Genomic DNA, 17494 nt, shown 5'->3' on the forward strand with positions numbered 1-17494 from the left:
GACGTGCAGCAGGATGGACCCATGATCGGAATCGTTGCTGTCCTGTTGGTGATCTGGCTGGTTCTCGTGGTTCTCGGGTTCGTGATCAAGGGACTTCTGTGGCTGGCCCTCATCGGCGTCGTCCTCTTCGTGGCCACCGGCATCTGGGGCTGGTTGCGCGGTAGGTCCAGGACCTGACCCACGCCGTCGGCACATGAAAGACGCCCTGGCATCACCTCATCGTGATGCCAGGGCGCTTCGTGGGGTGAGTGACGGGACTTGAACCCGCGACCACCGCGACCACAACGCGGTGCTCTACCAGCTGAGCTACACCCACCATGGCGCCGCCGGGTGCCTGGACGGATCCGGGCGGAGGCAGCGCGGACGATCATACCTGCCGGACGACCGTGCTTCCGACCGCCCCGGCAGTGCGCTCAGTGAGCTTCCAGCGGCTCCGCGAGAGCTCGGGCGGCCTTGGTGTCGGGGCCGGGTGGTGGCACGAACACGGCCTGACGCCAGTAGCGCAGCTCGTCGATGGACTCGCGGATGTCGGCCAGCGCACGGTGCCCGCCGTGCTTGGCCGGGGCCGCGTAGTAGGCCTTGGGGAACCAGCGGCGTGACAGCTCCTTGATCGAGGACACGTCGATGATCCGGTAGTGCAGGTGCGCCTCGAGCGCGGGCATGTCGCGGGCCAGGAACCCCCGGTCGGTGCTCACCGTGTTTCCGCCGAGCGGCCAGCGGCGCTCCTCCGGGGCGTGTTCGGTGATGTAGGCCATCACCTGCTCCTGCGCATCCTGCATGGACATCCCGCCGGACAGCTCCTCCAGCAGACCACTGCTGGTGTGCATGTCGCGCACGAAGTCGTTCATCTGCTCCAGGGCGGCCGCCGGCGGCTTGACGACGACGTCGACACCGTCGCCGAGCTGGTTGAGATCGAAATCGGTGACCAGGGCGGCGACCTCGATGAGTGCGTCGTGCTCCAGGGACAGTCCGGTCATCTCGCAGTCGATCCACACGATGCGATCCGTGCGTGCTTTGTCATCGCTCACAACCGCCACCCTAGGGGCCGCGTCCGTCAGTCGATTCACGCCGTGCTCGTCTTATCTTTGTGGTGTGAGCACCGAGGCGCCCCGGGGTGCGCCGGTCCCGGGTCAGAAGCGTCCGTCGTACCGACCTGCCCTGCTGCTGCACCGGCCGATCCTGCGGCACTGGCTCGCGGTCGCGCTGCTCGCCGTGTTCTTCGGCGCGTGCGGCTACTCGGTCCTGAAGATCGTCCGCGCGCAGTCCGGCGTGACGGCCACGGTGCTGGGGATCATGCTGTCGCTGGTCGTGCTCGGCATCATCGTGCCGGTGCTGCTCTGGTTGGACCGGTTCGAGCGGGAGCCGCCCCAGCTGCTCGTCATGGTCTTCGCCTGGGGCGCCTGCGTGGCGACCCTCGGGGCGCTCACCCTCAATCAGTTCGGGGGCACGCTCGTCGGGGTCAGACCCGGTGACAGCCTCCTCGACGTCACGGTCGCGCCGGTCGTCGAGGAGAGTCTGAAGGGTCTGGCGCCTCTGCTGATCCTGCTGCTCTGGCGCCGGGAGATCGACGGTGTCGTCGACGGGATGGTCTATGCCGGGATGACGGCAGCCGGCTTCGCCGCGGTCGAGGACGTCTTCTACCTGGCCCAGGGTTACTCCACCGCCGGTCGGCACGGGCTCTTCGCGACCTTCCTGGTGCGCGTGGTCATGAGCCCGTTCGCCCACCCCCTCTTCTCTCTGTGTGTGGGCATCGGCATCGGTCTGTCCGCGACATCGGGCCGATGGCTGGTGCGCATCGCGGCGCCGATCATCGGCTGGTGTTGCGCGGTGTTGCTGCACGCGGGCTGGAACGCCGGCGCCGTCCTCGCGATCCACGGGTCGGTGTGGACCTACCTCCTGCTGCAGCTGCCGCTCTTCGCGGCGTTCGTCGCGATCGTGGTGACCGCCCGGCGGCGGGAGGCGGCGCTGATCGACCGGCACCTGCGCCACTACGTCGAGACCGGTGACCTCACCCTGCCCGAGGTGGCGATGCTCGCCTCGATCCCGGAACGCCGGTACGCCCGGGCCTGGGCGGGCGCGCACTACGGTCGGCTCGGCGAAAATCAGATGCGCCAGTTGCAGGACGCCGGCAGCGAACTCGCGCTGCTACAGGCCCGGATCGCGCACGGACAGCGCGGAGCCCGACTGTGGGCGGATGAGCGCGACCTGCTGAACGTGATCGCGGGGTGCCGCGAGCCCTACCTCGACACGGCGCTCTACCGGCGCGGGTGAACCGCTCGTCGGCGTCCGTGCCGTCTGTGCCTCCGGCGGGGTTCTCAGGCGGCCTGGACGAGGAGCGCTGCTGTCGGCTCGCACTGCCCGGTGGGTTGTCGGCGCTTCGGTCACTTTCCTGCGCGCGGCGTACACGCCCCGGGTGGGTCGTCGGCGCCGCGGTCACTTACCGGCGTCCGCTGTACGGGCCCGGGTGGGGTGTCGGCGGCGCGGTCACTTCCTGACGTCCGATGTACGCGCCCAGGCCGAAGAAGTCGCGTCCTTCAGTCGTGTGCCCTGCGATTCCGTCTCCCGATCCAGGCCCCAGCGAAAGAAGCGATGGGGATGCCCGCGACTGCGAGCCAGTCTCCTGTTCGGGCGAGGGAAACGAGCAGCACTCCGCAGACCAGGAGGAGCCCCACGAGGAGGAATCTCGCGCGCAACGTGGCAGGCCGCCATCGGGAGGGGGTGGCCTGTCGCTTCACGACGCTGCCCTTCTGATGCGAGCGGTGGACGAACTGGTGCCCCCGGCAGGACTCGAACCTGCGACCTAGGGATTAGAAGGCCGAAACTAGCACCTCCGGAGCAATACCGAACCAGTACCGATGAGCAACCCGGCGATACTGAATTAAATTGCAGTCCAACTGAATTCGTCGAGCAACGCTGGTTGTCCGGCTCCGGTCCGGTAGAGGTTCGGCGTGGCGGCGGTGGAGGGGATTTCGCGAGCCTGCCGGATCGGCGCGACGGAATCCAACGCCATTTCCAACGGAAACCGCCGGATTCATACGTGAGAGTGCAGTTTGCCCCGACCGCAACGGTTTTGCGTCTGCGAAGGGCTACCGGATCGCCGCCGGACGAGGTATAACTAACTCACCGCACGGCCGAGTAGGAACCGGGAACGACCGGGAGGCCAGCGGGACCGCGAAGACCCGCACACGGGTCGAGATGCCCAGGAGTACCCCGCCAGCGGGGACGTGCCGCAGAAGCGCACGTGACGCAAGCCAGATAGCTGGCGCGCTCCTGCACCCACTTGTGAGGCATCTCGTGAATACCGCTCCGTCCACCACTCCGCCCGACCTGGGCATCCTCGACGACGAGGGCGTGTGCCGCGTTCTCGGCATATCCGACCGGCAACTCGCCCGCCTCCGTAGCTCCGCGCAGATCCGATGGAGCACGCTTGGCCACTCCCGGCGCTACCGGGTCCGCGATCTTGAAGACCTGCTCGACCGCACCGCCAACGGCGCCGGTGACGTGCGATGAGCGCCACTGCAACCCAGAACACGCTGACCACTGAGGACGCCGCCCGGGAGGTCATTTGCGAACTCACGGGTTTGGACGTGCTGATAGTTCGGCACTTGACGACCGGGCCGATGGCCGGGTGGTGGTCGATCAGCGCAGCCGGAGCGCGTACGGTCGCTCATCCGCCGCGCTCTGCGAGCACGCGCCGTGCGCTCCGGGAGCCCGAAGCGTTGAATGGGCTCCTGGACGCGCTCCGGCGCGAGGCTGACCCCGACGCTCCGCCGCTCCGGCTCAACCGGAGGTCGACGCGGCGCGTGATGGCTGCGCTCCACACGCTGGCTGAGGCGGGCGAGGCGTAATGGGTTCGGATGAGTATGTGTTCGCCGAGACCAACGCAGAGATGACCGCGATTTCCAATCTTCTGGCTCCGAGCGCGTGGCCGGTGAAAGTCACCCCCGCGCTCGCGCTTTCGGAGCAGCCGGATGGGTTCGAGGCATGGGCCTGCTGCCGGCATCTGCGACAAGGGCTGATGACGGCCGCAGAGCACGCCGATCACTCAGCCCACGGCAAGCACGATGAACGTTGCATCGGGTGCGGCTCCCATGACGTTATCCACGACGACGACATCAAATTCCGTTACCGGCTGCCTGAGGGCGGAGCGATCCCGGTTCATGTGACCTGGAGCGATGGGAAGCGCGAAGTCGCTGAGCTTCCGGCCGGAAGCACCGTGTGTTGGTCACGTCCATGGGCTTTCCGTTGTGCGAACTGCATTCGCGGAGCTGCCGAGGCGGATCGGAATTACCGCATCTACCGCGCGCGTCAAGAGGCCAAGATCGCGGCCGAGCTCCAGCAGATGGCTAACGGCGGCGGCGATCAAACCGGGGATACCCCCTAAGCGCCGTAAGCTACTCGCGAACGCCGCACTGCCGGGCCAGCGCCAGCAGTGCGAGCCGCGAGCCGACCTTTCCCGTCGGTTCGCTGAGGAGGCCGCCCCGTTTAGGGGCTGCTGGCCGGACCGTTCGCGAGGGTTCCAATTCCCCTTTGACACGAACGGATTCAGCTATGCGACCTTCAATTTCTCCCGAGCGCGAGGCGCGCGGTATGCGTGTCATGCGTGCGGTTCGCGACGTTATTGACGCGGAGGGCGCCGACGGTGCCGAGGCACTGCTGTCGTCTCTAGTAACCCCCGCCGATGCCCCGCCCGCTGCGCCAAGCCTGGGTGCGGCGGCCGCGCAGGTCCGAGGGCACCGCGTGAGCTCTCCGGCGCCGCAGGGTGGCACGGGCGCACGTGGGTCGGTACTGACGGCCTCGGGCGCCGCGATCAACGACAGCGCGGGTCTCGCGACCGCGTTCGGCGACGCCGTGGCTGCGGCTCGCCGGGACCGAGCCGGGAACTACCACTCGGTGGCTCGTGCGTCGTACGAGTACCCCGAGGACCGCACGCTCGACGCGATGGACAGTGGCGGCAACACGGCGAAGCTCGACGCGCTGCTTAACCCCGCCGCGATGGTCGCGAGCGGTGGTATCTGCGGGCCGGTCGATGTGGACTTCTCCGTGCCGGTGCTGACGAACGAATCGCGCCCCCTTAAGGACGGCCTGCCGACCTTCGCGGCGAGGCGCGGCGGCGTCCGGTACTTGACCACGCCTTCGCTCGCGAGCAGCAACGCGGCGTCGGCGACCGGGATCTGGACCGAGGCGGCCGACGCCAACCCCGGCGGCGCAACCAAGCCGGTCCTCACGATCTCGTGCGGGGCTGAGACCGAAGTGTTCGTGGACGCCGTGCCTACTCGAATCCAGCTCGGGAATCTCCAGGCCCGCTTTTCGCCCGAGTGGGTCGACGGCATCATCGGGCTCGCTATGACAGCGGCCGCGCGAACCGCGGAGCTCAACCTGCTCGGCAAGATCTCGGCGGGCTCCACGACGGTCTCTTCCGGGCAGCTGCTCGGTGCTGCGCGGGACTTCCTCGGCACCGTGGACGCCGTTGTCGCGGGCATCCGTTATCGGCACCGGCTCGCGGACGGTCACCCCGTCACCGTGCTGCTGCCGGTCTGGATCCAGAACTTGATTCGGTCGGATCTCGTCCGGGAGATGGCGCACGGCGGGGAGATCACGGAGGCCTGGGATCTAACGGTCGCGCAGATTGAGGGGTTGCTCGCGGCCCGGGGCGCGCAGGCGATCTGGCTTCAGGACGGGCCTGCCGCCGCGACGGTCGGCGGGATCGCCGTGCCCGCTCAGACCTTCGGTGCGCAGTCCGCTGGGTCGCTGCTCGATTTCCCGAAAACCGTTGCCTGGCAGGCATTCCCGGCAGGGTCGTGGGTCGCGTTGGAAGGTGGCCGTCTGGACGTGAACGTGGTCCGCGACTCGACCCTGAACGCCACGAACCAGCTTGAAACCTTCGTGGAGACCTTTGAGGGCGTCGCGTACCGCGGCGTCGAATCCCTCGAAGTCATCAGCACGGTCCGGGCCAACGGCCTGAGCGCGGGCACGGTCAACACCAGTACCTACTGACCCCGAACGCCCCGCCCCGTTTTGCGACAGGGATCCGCGGAACGGGGCCGGGATCCATTCACCCAAATTCACACATTCCACACAGGTCAGAGGAAATGAAATGCCAGGAAAAGCCCCGGACCAATATCGGTGCAAGGCGCGAAAGCGATCGACGGGCGAGCGGTGCGGAGGCTGGGCGATCCGCGGCGGGACTGTGTGCGCGAAACATGGCGGAAGCGTCAAAGCGATCAAGGCCGCGGGTGAGCGGCGCTATGCCGTCGAGCAGGTCCGCCAGGCTGTCGATGCGTTCAACGTGCCGCTGCAACATTCCGACCCGGCCGCGACGCTTCAGCGCGAGATTGACCGGACCGCGGGGAACGTCGAGGCGTTGAACGCGATCCTCGCTGGGCGCGGAATCGAGAAGGACCTCCTGCGGGTGACCGAGGAGACGAAGTCCGGCGGTCTCGACGCGGGGACGCTGCGCCGGGTGGAGGCCGCGATCGGCCCGTATGTCGATTTGTATCTGAAGGAACGGGATTTGTTATTGCGGCTAACGCGGACGGCGCTTCAAGTAGGCCTCGAGCAGTGGCGGATCCACCTCCAGCAGCGGCAACTGGATCTCGTTGAGGGAGCGATGCTCGCGATGTTGCAGGAGCTCGGCCACGACGCCCACGAAGATCCCGCCGGACGAGCGGCGATGGCGACCGGGCTGCGTTGGATAGCGACCGCGGCCCGTACGCAAGCGATCGGCAAGCCGGAGTCGCTCCTCAAGCCGCCACTTAAGGGCCGGTAAACGCGAAAGGGCCGGGCGCGCTTTCCACTTCGCGCCCGGCCCCTTTTCGGCGGTCAACCGGGTGTCCACCCAAACCCCACACCAATGAGAACAAGGAGACTCTTATATGTTACCTCGATCCGGCGAATCACGGCGACTCATTGCGGCGTATTCATATCGAAACTCCCGCGGAATTGAACAATTCCAGCATGTGCGCTACGAGCCGAAAGGTTTCGGCTACCGGTACCGCCCAGACCCAGCCGCAAGACCACACGTATGGGTCGCTCGCAAGCCGGTAGGCGCGGAGGCGTACCTCTACCACCTCCCCGAGCTTCTCGCCGCAAAACGGCTGAGGCGGCCGCGGCGAATCTGGCTCACGGAGGGCGAGAAGGACGCCGACTCGGTCGCCGCTCTCGGGGAGGTCGCGACCTCCCACCACGGCGGCGCCGGGAAATTCACCCCCGAGCAAGCGGAGCATTTTCGGGGGTGGCGGGGGTGGCTGATCGTGGCCGCCGATAGCGACCCGACCGGCGCCCGGTGTGCCCTCCTGCGGGCGGACCTGCTGATCGGGGTCGGCATCCGCGAGAACCGCATACGGGTCGCTCGGGCCGCGGTCGGGAACGACGTGAGCGACCACCTTCAAGCGGGGTTGGGCATCCGCGATTTCCGAGGCCAATCGGTGGCCGAGCTCCGCGCCGAGGTCGCGGCGCTGCCTCCCGCCGTTCCGTGGGATGACGGCTACGCGCCGGACGCGGAGAGCGTTGAAAACATTGAGAATTGGACGCCGATTATCCAAGGAGCACCTCATGCCTGACGTGAACGCCACCCCCGAAGACCTCGCGCAGCGGCGGCTGAAACCGTGGCCGGGGTTCGCCGAGTGGGAAGCGTCGCAGGCCGATACGGAGGAGCCTGACTACGACCGCGGCGAGTACGACCGGCAGTGGCGGCGGCGTCGCGCTGCGGCGGCCGTTGAGCGAGACCTCGCCGCCGATAGCTGGACGCCGCCGGAGGACGAAGGTTCCGCCGCGGAGCAGATCGCACGCGGGGTCGAGCCGATGGAGTGGCAGATACCTGGGTTGGTGTTCCGGGGAGCGAACGTGCTCGTGGTCGCGTCGGCCAAGGCCGGCAAAACGGTGCTGACGTTGAACGTGATGCGGGCGCTGCTGACGGGTGAGGCGCTGTTCGATGCGGAGCGCTTCGCTGGATCGGCGTTACCTGCGCACGAGAACGTGGCGTGGTTGAACGCTGAGCTCTCCAAAGCGCAAGCACTGCGATGGGTGACGGAGGTCGGGCTGCCGCTGGAGCGGGTGTTCCCACTTCACCTGCGCGGGATGGAGATGGCGTTTGATGTTCCGGCGGTGGCGGATTGGACCGTGCGGTGGATGCGCGAGCACCATATCGCCGCGGTCATTCTTGATCCGAAGTCGGCGCTGTACGGCGGCGAAGAAAACGACAACACCGCGACCGCGGCGTGGCTCCGAGGCATTGACTCCATCAAACGCCGCGCCGACGTCCACACCTCCTTTCTCGTCCAACACGCAGGCGCCGACGCTCACCAGCAACACCGCGACGACGCCACCCCGCACGACCGCGCGTTGCGTCCGCGAGGCGGCACGAAGCAAGAAGGCTGGGCCGATGTGATCTGGTCGTACACCGGGTCTGGGCGGGGTGAGCGCTGGTTGCAGGCGTTCGGGCGCGATGTGGACCTGCCGCCGTTCGGTGGGCTGGTGTTCGACGAGACCACGCGCCATCTGAGTTGGACCGGTAACACCGCCACCCCGACGCAGAGCACGATCGAGCGGTTGGCGCTGAAGGCGTTTGAGGTGGTGCGCGACGTCGCCGTGGCGGGCGGCGAGCCGTTGTTGACCGGGGAGCTGAAGGAGCGGATGGGCGGGAAGGCCGAACACCGCGCACCGGCGGTCGCTCTCGCCGTCGCCAACGGATGGCTCCGGCAGGAAGGCAAGCCCAACCGCAAAACCCACTCGCCTGGAGACGTCGACCCCTACCGCCTCGAAGTGCGGATCGTCGGGTCTGAGGGTTCGGAGGATGATGCCGAATGAGGCATTGGTACCTACCGATACCCACAGATACCGGAGCCACGGGTACCGGCAGCGGGGCGTGTGTCTATCCCGTAGGGAGACACGCACCGCGCCGTACCCCACGAGCCCGTCGTCGGTACCCGGCCATCAGGGGTACCGGTAACAGCGCGCTTGACGGCCTAGGCGCGGCGCCATATGTTTCTGGCGTCGATGAGGGCATCCACGCTAGGCCCGGGGATTCGACCAGTGCATGGCGTGGCGTGGAACAGCGAAACCGTTCCTTAGTTTCGTCAGGGAGTTGCCATGCCCAAGTCCAACTCGCGCACGCGTCGTCGTCGCGTGACCATCACGGGAGCGCTCGCGGCAGCCGTCGCGTTGAGCACTATCGCGGACCACGTCACGCACGTGATCGCGTTGTTGCGCCGTTAGGAAGTGCGGGCAGCACACCCGATTGGCTCGGGTGTGCTGCTCGCCGACTGTCCTCGCATCAGCGGCTCGTCGCGCCGCAACCGACCGATGAATCAATCGGTTCCACCGCGACCGATCACGCTCGCTCCGCTGACCACGACCACGCCGCCACGACGAGTCGGCTCGATTCACCTGCTGCCCGCCCCACCCCGCCGTCAAGCGATCGCGTCGGACGACCCCCAGGTGGCCACTGCTGTGGCGCTCTGTGGCGAACGCCGACCGGATGGGTACTCGTCCCGGATCACGCTCTGCGCCAGGGAGATTGGCGCATATGGCTTTGTACCAGGGTTTGTAGCGTTCGGCGCGGAATTGGCGTACGAAGGGCTCTACCGACGGGGCGTAAGGCGTTGACGGCCGTTATCCGCCCCGACCCAGCCAAGGAGGACCCAATGACCACACCGACCCCGCGACCTGTGACCCGAGCACTCGGCTACCTACGGGTGTCCACCGACGAGCAGACCCGCAGCGGCCTGGGCCTCGACGCACAACTGGAGACCATCGCCCGTGAGGCCGACCGACGCGGGTGGCCCGTGGAACTGATGCGGGACGAAGGCAAGAGCGGCAAGCGCATCAACGCCGGTCTGCGAGACGCGCTCGACCAGCTCGCCGCCGGGCGGGCCGACGCGCTGATCGTGGCGAAGATGGACCGGCTGGCGCGGTCGGTGCTGGACGCGAGCAACGTCCTCGACCTGGCCCGGTCGCAGGGTTGGGATCTCATCGTCTGCGACCTCAGCCTTGACCTGTCGTCGCCGTACGGCCGAGCGATGGCGCAGATGCTCGCGACGTTCGCGGAGTTGGAGCGGGAGATGATCGCCACCCGCACGCGCGAAGGAATGGCCGCTGCGAAGGCACGCGGCTCGCGCATCGGGCGGCGCTCACTCACCCCGGCCGTCATCCGGCACCGGATCGTCACCGAGCGCGACGGGGGAGCGAGCTTCGACGCGATCGCCCGCGCCCTGACCGACGACGGCGTGCTCTCGCCGCAGGGCCGACCCGGCTGGCAGCCCAGCACCGTCCGGCGCACCTACAACGCCGCGCGCACTGAGGCGGTGGCGTCATGACCGAAGCGCCACCAACCCCCATCACAGCCGACCGGCGACACGCCGCCGTTCAGGTGCTCGGGCGGCTTCGCCCGGAGACCCCAGAGGAGTTCCGCCGGGGTATGGCCGCGCTCGGATTCCCCGTCAACCCGACCGAGCTCGCGTTGCTGCTCGCGGAGGACGACCTCGTGCTGTCGGCGCTCGCGGAGCGCTGGACAGCACTCGCGTCTGCCCCTACCCCCACCCCCGCTCAGAAGGAATGACCTCATGGCGCACCTTGTAGAGAACCTCACCTCGTCCGGCCCGACGTACACGCTGCGGTGGCGCGACGTCACTGGCACCCACCGGCAGCGCACTTACCGTTCGCGCCGTACGGCGCAGCGCGAATTAGCGCGGGTCGCGACGGCGGTCGCCGACGGGCAGTCCACCCAGCACTACCGCAAGACGACGCGCACCGTCGCGGACGCCGTGGAGGAGGTGTTGGGAGCGCATCGAGCTCGTGGGCTGAAGCCGAGCACGCTGCTCGGGTACGAGCAGGTCTACAACGCGCGGATCCTCCCGATGTGGGGTGCGCGGCGGCTGAACTCGTTGACGGCAGGAGAGATTGAAGCTTGGGCGCGCGACCTGCTGAACCCGCCCACCCCCGCATCGAGGGGGCTGACGTTGAGCACGGTCCACAAGGCAGTCGGCGCGCTGAATCAGGCCTGCCGGATGGCGATCCGCCGCGGCTGGCTCGCGACTAATCCGTGCGCGGGTCTCGACCTTCCGAGCCCGACCGCGGCGGGCGTGGTCCCGTTCCAGGCGGTATTCCTCACTCCAGCACAGGTCGAGAGCCTCGCCACGGCGCTCGCTGATCAACCGCCGTATGACCTGATCATCCGCGTAGCCGCTTACACGGGCCTGCGGGCTGGGGAGATCGCCGGGCTACAGGTCCGAGACATCAACCTCCTCCAGAAGACGATCACGGTCGCCCGTACTGCCGCCCGGATCAAGGGGGAGTGGGTCATCGGGACGCCGAAGTCCATCCGGAGCCGTAGAACCGTGCCGATCCTGCACGCGCCGCTCGTCGAGGATCTGCGCGTCTGGCTGGGTGGTCACCCCCGCCGCAACGACCCGACCGCGCCGCTGTGGCCGGGGCGGTCAGTCGGGACGGGGCTGCCGGATTGGGACCGGCCCTACGACCCGGGTGTGCTGTACCGGCGCCACTACAAGCCCGCCCTCGTCACGGCGGGTCTACCGACCGAGACCCGGTTCCACGACCTCCGGCACACGTTCGCGTCCATGCTGCTGGCGGCGGGCGTCGAGCCGTTGAAGGTGAGCCGCTGGTCGGGGCACGCGTCACTCGCCACGACCGACAAGATTTACAGCCACCTCTACCCGAGCGACCACTCGAAGGAGGCGGCGGCGTTCGCTGCCTACGTTGCGACCGCGGCTCCTGAAGCGGCGACCGTTACGCCGCTCACTCGGGCGGCGACCCCGTAGCCGCCACGTATGCCAGCGTCACGGACGAACGCACCCCGCCTAGGTACTCCTCCGGCGGGGTGCTTCCCGTGGCTTAGGGTGGCGACTAGTTGTCGCCCGTGTCCCACTTGTCGGCCACTTGAGCCGCTCGCTCCTCGAATGACGCCGTTGCGGCCGCTTGGTCCCTGAGGTGCTGGGCGTAGAGGTCGTTAGCTATATCGATGCGCTGGTTGATCTTGACGATTTTTTCCTCGACCTCAGCCAGCGGTGCCCAGAACTTTATCTTGTTGCCGGTGATGATTGGAGGCTCTTCGCCGTCCCAGATGCCGCCGCTCGATGGGAAGGGGTTCTGGTTCGCGCCGAACGCCTCGATCCATTCTCGGGCCGGTTGGCCGCTCAGTGGAATGAAGACTTCGGCGGGGTCCATGCCAACTGTGTGGACGGCGTTGGGATCGGTCATTTGCTCGATAAGGGGTTTCTGGATGCGCCGGAGCGGCGTGAATTCGGTAGTCATACGCACCAGTGTGCCCGAGAGCACCGACAGCAAGGTCCCGAGTTATCCACAGGCGCAAGACGTGCGCTCAGTTGCGAACCTCCTTGCTCAAGTCCCACCCGAGAAATTTTCTGTCCTCGACGCCCGAATAGATTGCTACGGTGTCGGGGGCTTCCGTGATCGCCCCCTCGTGGTGGCGTAACCACCGCCGCCCTGAGGAATCGCGGAACGTAATCGCGAGGCCAACTGGCGTGCCTGCCGTCGAGTTTCTCTCGGGCTTCGGGAAGCCGAAGGGTCCGGCCACGTACCCATACCATCGACCTGGCGGGATGAGGATTATCCGAGTCCGCCTGACTGTCAATTCGTCCGTGAGGTTTCCGTCGTCGTCGGTGCCCCGGGCGCATATGTACGCGTCAACGTCGTACACCGGCCCGCCCGAATTGTTCTCGAGAACGATCGCGGTGCGTTTCTCGTTGGGGTTCAGCACCCACCCCGCAATAAGGCTGGCTCGCGCGTGCTGCTCTTGGTCATACCTCGTCGCGGCATCAGTGCGAGCGCCTCGGACCTGAGCGAAGGCGAACCCTGCGAGACCGAGCGTGCCGGCACCGGTAAGCCAACTTGGGACTGTCACTGACCAGAGCTCTGACATGTACACCACTATTGCCCTGACGACTGACAGATGGTCGCGTTTCCTTCGTGAGCTACCGAGGCTTGACGATCCAGCCCTGGCGATGCATCTGTAAAAACGTGGCCGCTACACCTATGACGGCCCGTGCTTCCTCCAAGGTCGGTGCACGCAACGTGCCCCCACCGTGTCGATCGGGGTTTGGCCATGCGAGTCGCAGTGCACCGACGAGATTGGCGACGTCGTTGTCTAGGTTGGGCCCGGGGAAGATCGCCTGCCATTTTTGCGGTGCGCTATTCAAAGCTGCGATCACACTGCCGAGTGTCCCCTTCGAGTTGTTCGGTTCCACGACAGGCACGAGAACACATTCGAGTGCCTTGATCGCGTGATCCCACGCATCGCTCGGGTCAGGGGACCGACCGTAGGCGTTTTCCCATGCGTGGCTAAGCTCGGCCGCCGCCTCGTCTCCAGCGGAGAGGGCTTCCTCAACGAGCTTCTGCGCCGTCGGGTTGACAACCTCAGTGAGCTGGCTATTTGACGGACCAACGGTCAACGTCGAGCCCCCGGCCTCAAGAAATGTGCGTAGGTTATGAGCTACGCGAAAATCTTGCTTGGCGTAAAGCACCCCCTCAATGATGTCTAGAAAAGTGTCTGCGTCTCGTGCTGCGCTTTTCAATGTTTCGAACAGGCCTGAGCCTGATGCGCCGGTAGACACTGGGATGCGTAGGCGAAGACACAGCCAGGTCATGGTGCCGACATCCCAGGAAGCTTGCTGCTCGTAAAGGACCCAATACAACCAATCGACCAGCGGGCCGACTAGGTGACTTGGGACGCCATCGAAGGGCCCGTCAAGATCGCGGATACCGAGTCGTTGTGAGCGTGGTGTCCATTGCATGCGGTCCCCTTGTCGGTGGCTCCTGATCATGCCAGAGAGCTACCGGCGGTGGTGGAGGGGTTTTCGCGGGGCCTCGGTGCCTGCGCGGTCGGCCCATCGACCGCGCGGGCCTTTGACCAGCGCATATACGTGCCCCCGGCAGGACTCGAACCTGCGACCTAGGGATTAGAAGGCCCTTGCTCTATCCAGCTGAGCTACGGGGGCGAGCGCCGACAAGTGTAGGGCGGACGTCGGCGCGGCCCGGCAAGTTGAGTATGCCGACCCGACAGGCGATGCTGGCCCGGTGACACGAGCGCTCGAGGGGACAGTGCTGCTCCCCGCGCTGCAGTCGCTGCGGACTCAGGTGGAGCGCACTGCGCTGCCCCTGGACGTCGAGGGGGTCTCCGCCACGCGGCGTACGCGCTCGGAGCTGCTCGCACAGCTGGACGACTACCTGATCCCGCGCGCGAAGTCCCTGGACGCCCCGCTGCTGGCGGTCGTCGGCGGCTCGACGGGTGCCGGCAAGTCGACACTCGTCAACTCCATTGTCGGAGAACATGTCTCCAAGTCCGGCGTGCTGCGTCCGACGACGCTGGCCTCCACGCTGGTGCACAACCCGGCCGACGAACGCTGGTTCGCCGGAGACCGGGTGTTGCCCGGACTGGCACGTCTGACCGGCGAGCACACCGAGCTCACCGACCCGGGCACGTTGCACCTGGTGTCGTCCGCAGGCCTGCCGCAGGGCGTCGCGCTGCTCGACGCGCCCGATATCGACTCGGTGGTCTCGGCCAACCGCGACCTGGCCCGGCAGCTGATGTCGGCGGCCGACCTGTGGATCTTCGTCACCACGGCGGCCCGGTACGCCGACGCCGTCCCCTGGGAGCTGCTGCACCAGGCCACCGAGCGCGGGACGTCGGTCGCGGTCGTTCTCAACCGGGTGCCCGCCGACGCCATGGAGGACGTGCGCTCGCACTTCGCGGGGATGCTCGCCGAGCAGGGTCTCGGACAGTCACCGGTCTTCGCCATCATCGAGACCGGGCTGGAGGACGGGCGTCTGCCCGACGAGGAGGTCGCCCGGCTGCGCAGCTGGCTGCACTCCCTGGCCTCGGACGCGCAGGCCCGCAACATCGTCATCCGACGCACCCTCGACGGTGCGCTGGACTCCCTGCAGCAGCGGGTTCGTGCGCTGCAGGACGGCATCGCGGCGCAGACGGAGGGGGCCGCGCGATTGCGCAAGGAGGTCGACGACGGGTTCGCGGAGGCGTCCGCCGGGGTGGACGAGGGCATGAAGGACGGCTCGCTGCTGCGCGGCGAGGTGCTGGCCCGCTGGCACGAGTTCGTCGGCACCGGTGAGGTGCTGCGTCAGCTGGAGCAGCACGTCGGGCGCGCACGGGACCGGGTGACCGCGTACCTGCGCGGCCGGGGCAAGGCGCAGCCGGCCGAGGAGCTGGGTGAGGCCCTGCAGTCCGGGGTCGTGGTGCTGGTCCGCTCGCACGGGCAGACCGCGGTCGACGGCATCGCCCGCAGTTGGCGGCTGACCCCGGGAGGGGCGCAGTTGATCGGAGCGCACCCCGAGATAGCTCAGCTGTCACCCGATTTCACCGAGCGTGCCGAGGAGTTGGTGCGGCGCTGGCAGGGCGAGGTACTGCAGATGGTGCGCGACGAGGCCGCGGGCAAGCGTACGACGGCACGGTTCCTCGCCTTCGGCGTCAACGGCCTGGCCGTGATGCTGATGCTGATCGCGTTCTCCGCGACCTACGGCCTGAGCGGCGCCGAGGTGGGGATCGCCGGAGGATCGGCGGTCGTGGCCCAGCGGCTGCTCGAGGCGCTCTTCGGCGACCAGGCCGTGCGCACGCTGTCGGCTCGGGCCCGCAAGCGGCTGCTGGACCTGAGCAGTGAGCTCTACGACGAGGAGAAGGCGAGGTACCTGCGCGTGCTGGAGGACGGGGCGAGCATCGCGCCGCAGGACGACGGACTGCGTATGGCGATGGGTGAGCTCAAGGCGGCACGGCGGTGACGCCGATCCTGGGGCGGCACAAGCCCGCCGCGCCCGTCCCCGCCGAGCAGCTGGCCCAGCGCAGCGCGGACCTCGCCGCGGCACTCGACCACGGCGGCTCCCGGCTTCCCGCTCACGACGTGGCGCAGGCCCGGGCGTTGCTGGAGAAGGCGCGGGCGCGTACGGCGCTCACCGGCTCGCGTACGGTCGTCGCTCTCGCCGGGGCCACTGGCTCCGGGAAGTCGACGCTCTTCAATGCGCTGGTAGGAGAACCGATCTCGAGGATCGGTGCCCGCCGCCCGACGACGTCCTCACCGGCTGCGGCCATCTGGGGCGAGGAGCCGAGCGCCGACCTGCTGCAGTGGCTGGGCGTCTCGACCCGGCACCAGGTCGCCGCCGGATCACCGCGTGCCGCGGATCTGGACGGCATGATCCTGCTCGACCTGCCCGACTTCGACTCCAACGTCGCGCAGCACCGCGCCGAGGCCGACCGCGTGCTGGAGCTGGCCGACGTCTTCGTGTGGGTCACCGACCCGCAGAAGTACGCCGACGCCGTCATGCACGACGAGTACATCTCCCGGCTCGCAGGGCACGACGCGGTGACCCTGGCCGTCCTCAACCAGGTCGACCTGCTGCAGCGCGCCGAGGTCGGGGAGTGCGTCGCGGACCTGAAGCGGCTGCTGGTGGCCGACGGGTTGGCGGGCGTGCGGATCATCCCCATCTCCGCCGCGCGCGGCCACGGCGTCGACGACGTCGTGTCCGCGATCGCCCAGGTCGTGCAGCAGCGCAACGCCGCCGAGCAGCGGCTCCTCGGAGATCTCACGGTCCACGCCACCGGGCTGCGCCCGCATGTCTCCGACACCGAGCCGCCGGTGCAGGACGCCGGGCCCGAGTTGGACCGAGCCCTGGCGCAGGCGGCCGGCGTACCCGTCGTTCTCGACGCCGTCGGGCGCGACTACTTCATGCGGTCCACCCAGCGCGGCGGCTGGCCGTTCACCCGGTGGATCACCAGGCTGCGCCCCGCCCCGTTGTCCCGCCTCGGCCTCGACAAGATCGTGAAGGGCGGCCTCAGCCGGCACGAGAGCAGCACCGTGCTCGGCCGCTCGTCGCTGCCCCCGCCCACACCGGCGTCGCGGGCGGCGGTGGACGTGGCCAGTCGCGATTTGGCGCAGCTGGCGTCCGTGGGACTGCCGCAACCCTGGGCGGACGCCGTGCAGGACGCAGCGGCGCCCGACGAGAAGCTGTACGACGAGCTGGACCGCGCCGTGATGGGCGTGCCGCTGCGGGGCCGCGATCCGGGCTGGTGGTCGGTCGTCGCCGTGCTGCAGTGGCTCTTCGCGATCGTGGCTGTGCTCGGGCTGTTGTGGCTCGTGTCGCTCTCGGTGCTGGCTTTCGGGCAGATCCATCTGGACCCCCCGACGGTGGGGATCGTCCCGATCCCGCTGCTCATGCTCGTGCTCGGTCTGCTCGCCGGGTTGGTGCTGGCGTCGCTGTCCCGATGGATCGCACGGCGGGGTGCGGCCCATCGCAGCAGGGTGGTCGGAGCGCGGATGCGGCAGGAGATCAGCGTCGTCGCGGCACGGCAGATCACCGACCCCGTCGCGGTCGTCCTCAACGATCATCGCCAGACGCGAGTGCATCTGGAGGCGGCCGCGGGCTGAGCCCGCGTCGTCCACATCCCCGTCAGGTGGTGACTCGTCGTCCACACGGCCCGTCTGCCCGCCTTCACCGCTCGCCCTCCGTGGGCGCA

The 17494-nt window shown here is 67.9% G+C and carries 18 protein-coding genes and 2 tRNA genes; 14 read left to right on the plus strand and 6 right to left on the minus strand.

The genetic code is table 11. The features are described 5' to 3' along the window. The first annotated feature begins 21 nt into the window (after positions 1–21). Entirely contained in the window at positions 22–177 is a 156-nt protein-coding gene (locus LVQ62_RS09160; protein WP_233767929.1) for a hypothetical protein, read from the plus strand. 63 nt (positions 178–240) lie between these two features. On the opposite strand, the gene LVQ62_RS09165 is transcribed toward LVQ62_RS09160, so the two are convergent. Then, positions 241–316: transfer RNA gene (locus tag LVQ62_RS09165), tRNA-His, on the minus strand. 97 nt (positions 317–413) lie between these two features. Next, positions 414–1028 (minus strand): oligoribonuclease, encoded by a 615-nt coding sequence (gene orn / locus LVQ62_RS09170; protein WP_255696352.1) that lies wholly within the window; start codon positions 1026–1028, stop codon positions 414–416. A 64-nt stretch (positions 1029–1092) separates the two neighbouring features. On the opposite strand from orn, the gene LVQ62_RS09175 reads away from it, so the two are divergent. The 11 genes from LVQ62_RS09175 to LVQ62_RS09220 all read left to right on the plus strand — a co-directional run bounded on the left by LVQ62_RS09175 (position 1093) and on the right by LVQ62_RS09220 (position 11777). Further along, a complete protein-coding gene (locus LVQ62_RS09175; RefSeq protein ID WP_233761030.1) occupies positions 1093–2271 on the plus strand; it encodes a PrsW family intramembrane metalloprotease in 1179 nt (392 codons plus the stop codon). A 1023-nt stretch (positions 2272–3294) separates the two neighbouring features. Beyond that, positions 3295–3510 carry a helix-turn-helix domain-containing protein gene (locus LVQ62_RS09180; RefSeq protein WP_233761032.1) on the plus strand — a complete coding sequence of 72 codons (216 nt, stop codon included), beginning with the start codon at positions 3295–3297 and terminating at the stop codon, positions 3508–3510. Positions 3511–3865: 355 nt separating this feature from the next. Next, on the plus strand, positions 3866–4384 hold the full coding sequence (locus LVQ62_RS09185; RefSeq protein ID WP_233761034.1) for a hypothetical protein: 519 nt from the start codon (positions 3866–3868) through the stop codon (positions 4382–4384). Positions 4385–4590: 206 nt separating this feature from the next. After that, the gene (locus LVQ62_RS09190) at positions 4591–5997 is read left to right on the plus strand and encodes a major capsid protein (protein ID WP_233761036.1); all 1407 of its coding nucleotides are present in this window, start codon (positions 4591–4593) and stop codon (positions 5995–5997) included. 193 nt (positions 5998–6190) lie between these two features. Continuing rightward, a complete protein-coding gene (locus LVQ62_RS09195; protein ID WP_233761038.1) occupies positions 6191–6769 on the plus strand; it encodes a hypothetical protein in 579 nt (192 codons plus the stop codon). Positions 6770–6959: 190 nt separating this feature from the next. Next, positions 6960–7562, plus strand: a complete 603-nt coding sequence (locus LVQ62_RS09200; RefSeq protein WP_233761040.1) for a hypothetical protein — start codon at positions 6960–6962, stop codon at positions 7560–7562. Next, positions 7555–8808 (plus strand): AAA family ATPase, encoded by a 1254-nt coding sequence (locus LVQ62_RS09205; protein ID WP_233761042.1) that lies wholly within the window; start codon positions 7555–7557, stop codon positions 8806–8808. Before LVQ62_RS09200 ends, LVQ62_RS09205 begins: the two co-directional genes overlap by 8 nt. A 282-nt stretch (positions 8809–9090) precedes the next feature. Then, the gene (locus tag LVQ62_RS17515; RefSeq protein WP_255696353.1) at positions 9091–9216 is read left to right on the plus strand and encodes a hypothetical protein; all 126 of its coding nucleotides are present in this window, start codon (positions 9091–9093) and stop codon (positions 9214–9216) included. 428 nt (positions 9217–9644) lie between these two features. Next, the gene (locus tag LVQ62_RS09210) at positions 9645–10316 is read left to right on the plus strand and encodes a recombinase family protein (protein WP_233761044.1); all 672 of its coding nucleotides are present in this window, start codon (positions 9645–9647) and stop codon (positions 10314–10316) included. Beyond that, positions 10313–10558, plus strand: coding sequence for a hypothetical protein (locus LVQ62_RS09215; RefSeq protein ID WP_233761046.1), 246 nt, complete (start codon positions 10313–10315; stop codon positions 10556–10558). Before LVQ62_RS09210 ends, LVQ62_RS09215 begins: the two co-directional genes overlap by 4 nt. A 4-nt stretch (positions 10559–10562) precedes the next feature. Next, positions 10563–11777, plus strand: coding sequence for a tyrosine-type recombinase/integrase (locus LVQ62_RS09220; protein ID WP_233761047.1), 1215 nt, complete (start codon positions 10563–10565; stop codon positions 11775–11777). 85 nt (positions 11778–11862) lie between these two features. Here LVQ62_RS09220 and LVQ62_RS09225 read toward each other — a convergent pair whose 3' ends face one another. From LVQ62_RS09225 to LVQ62_RS09240, 4 genes are all read right to left on the minus strand, one after another. Continuing rightward, a complete protein-coding gene (locus tag LVQ62_RS09225) occupies positions 11863–12270 on the minus strand; it encodes a hypothetical protein (protein ID WP_233761049.1) in 408 nt (135 codons plus the stop codon). A 67-nt stretch (positions 12271–12337) separates the two neighbouring features. Then, entirely contained in the window at positions 12338–12898 is a 561-nt protein-coding gene (locus LVQ62_RS09230) for a hypothetical protein (protein ID WP_233761051.1), read from the minus strand. Between the two features lie 52 nt (positions 12899–12950). Further along, positions 12951–13769 (minus strand): hypothetical protein, encoded by an 819-nt coding sequence (locus LVQ62_RS09235; protein ID WP_233761053.1) that lies wholly within the window; start codon positions 13767–13769, stop codon positions 12951–12953. 130 nt (positions 13770–13899) lie between these two features. Further along, positions 13900–13973 (minus strand) — tRNA-Arg (locus LVQ62_RS09240). 79 nt (positions 13974–14052) lie between these two features. Between LVQ62_RS09240 and LVQ62_RS09245 the strand changes: the two genes are divergently transcribed. Together LVQ62_RS09245 and LVQ62_RS09250 are read left to right on the plus strand one after the other, a co-directional pair. Further along, complete coding sequence (locus tag LVQ62_RS09245; protein ID WP_233761055.1) at positions 14053–15765, plus strand: dynamin family protein; 1713 nt, start codon at positions 14053–14055, stop codon at positions 15763–15765. Further along, a complete protein-coding gene (locus LVQ62_RS09250; RefSeq protein WP_233761057.1) occupies positions 15762–17405 on the plus strand; it encodes a GTPase in 1644 nt (547 codons plus the stop codon). The genes LVQ62_RS09245 and LVQ62_RS09250 overlap by 4 nt, the downstream gene beginning before the upstream one ends. Positions 17406–17494 lie beyond the last annotated feature (89 nt).

Origin of the sequence: Allobranchiibius sp. GilTou73, from assembly GCF_021391335.1 — a bacterium.
Classification (GTDB): Bacteria; Actinomycetota; Actinomycetes; order Actinomycetales; family Dermatophilaceae; genus Allobranchiibius; species Allobranchiibius huperziae.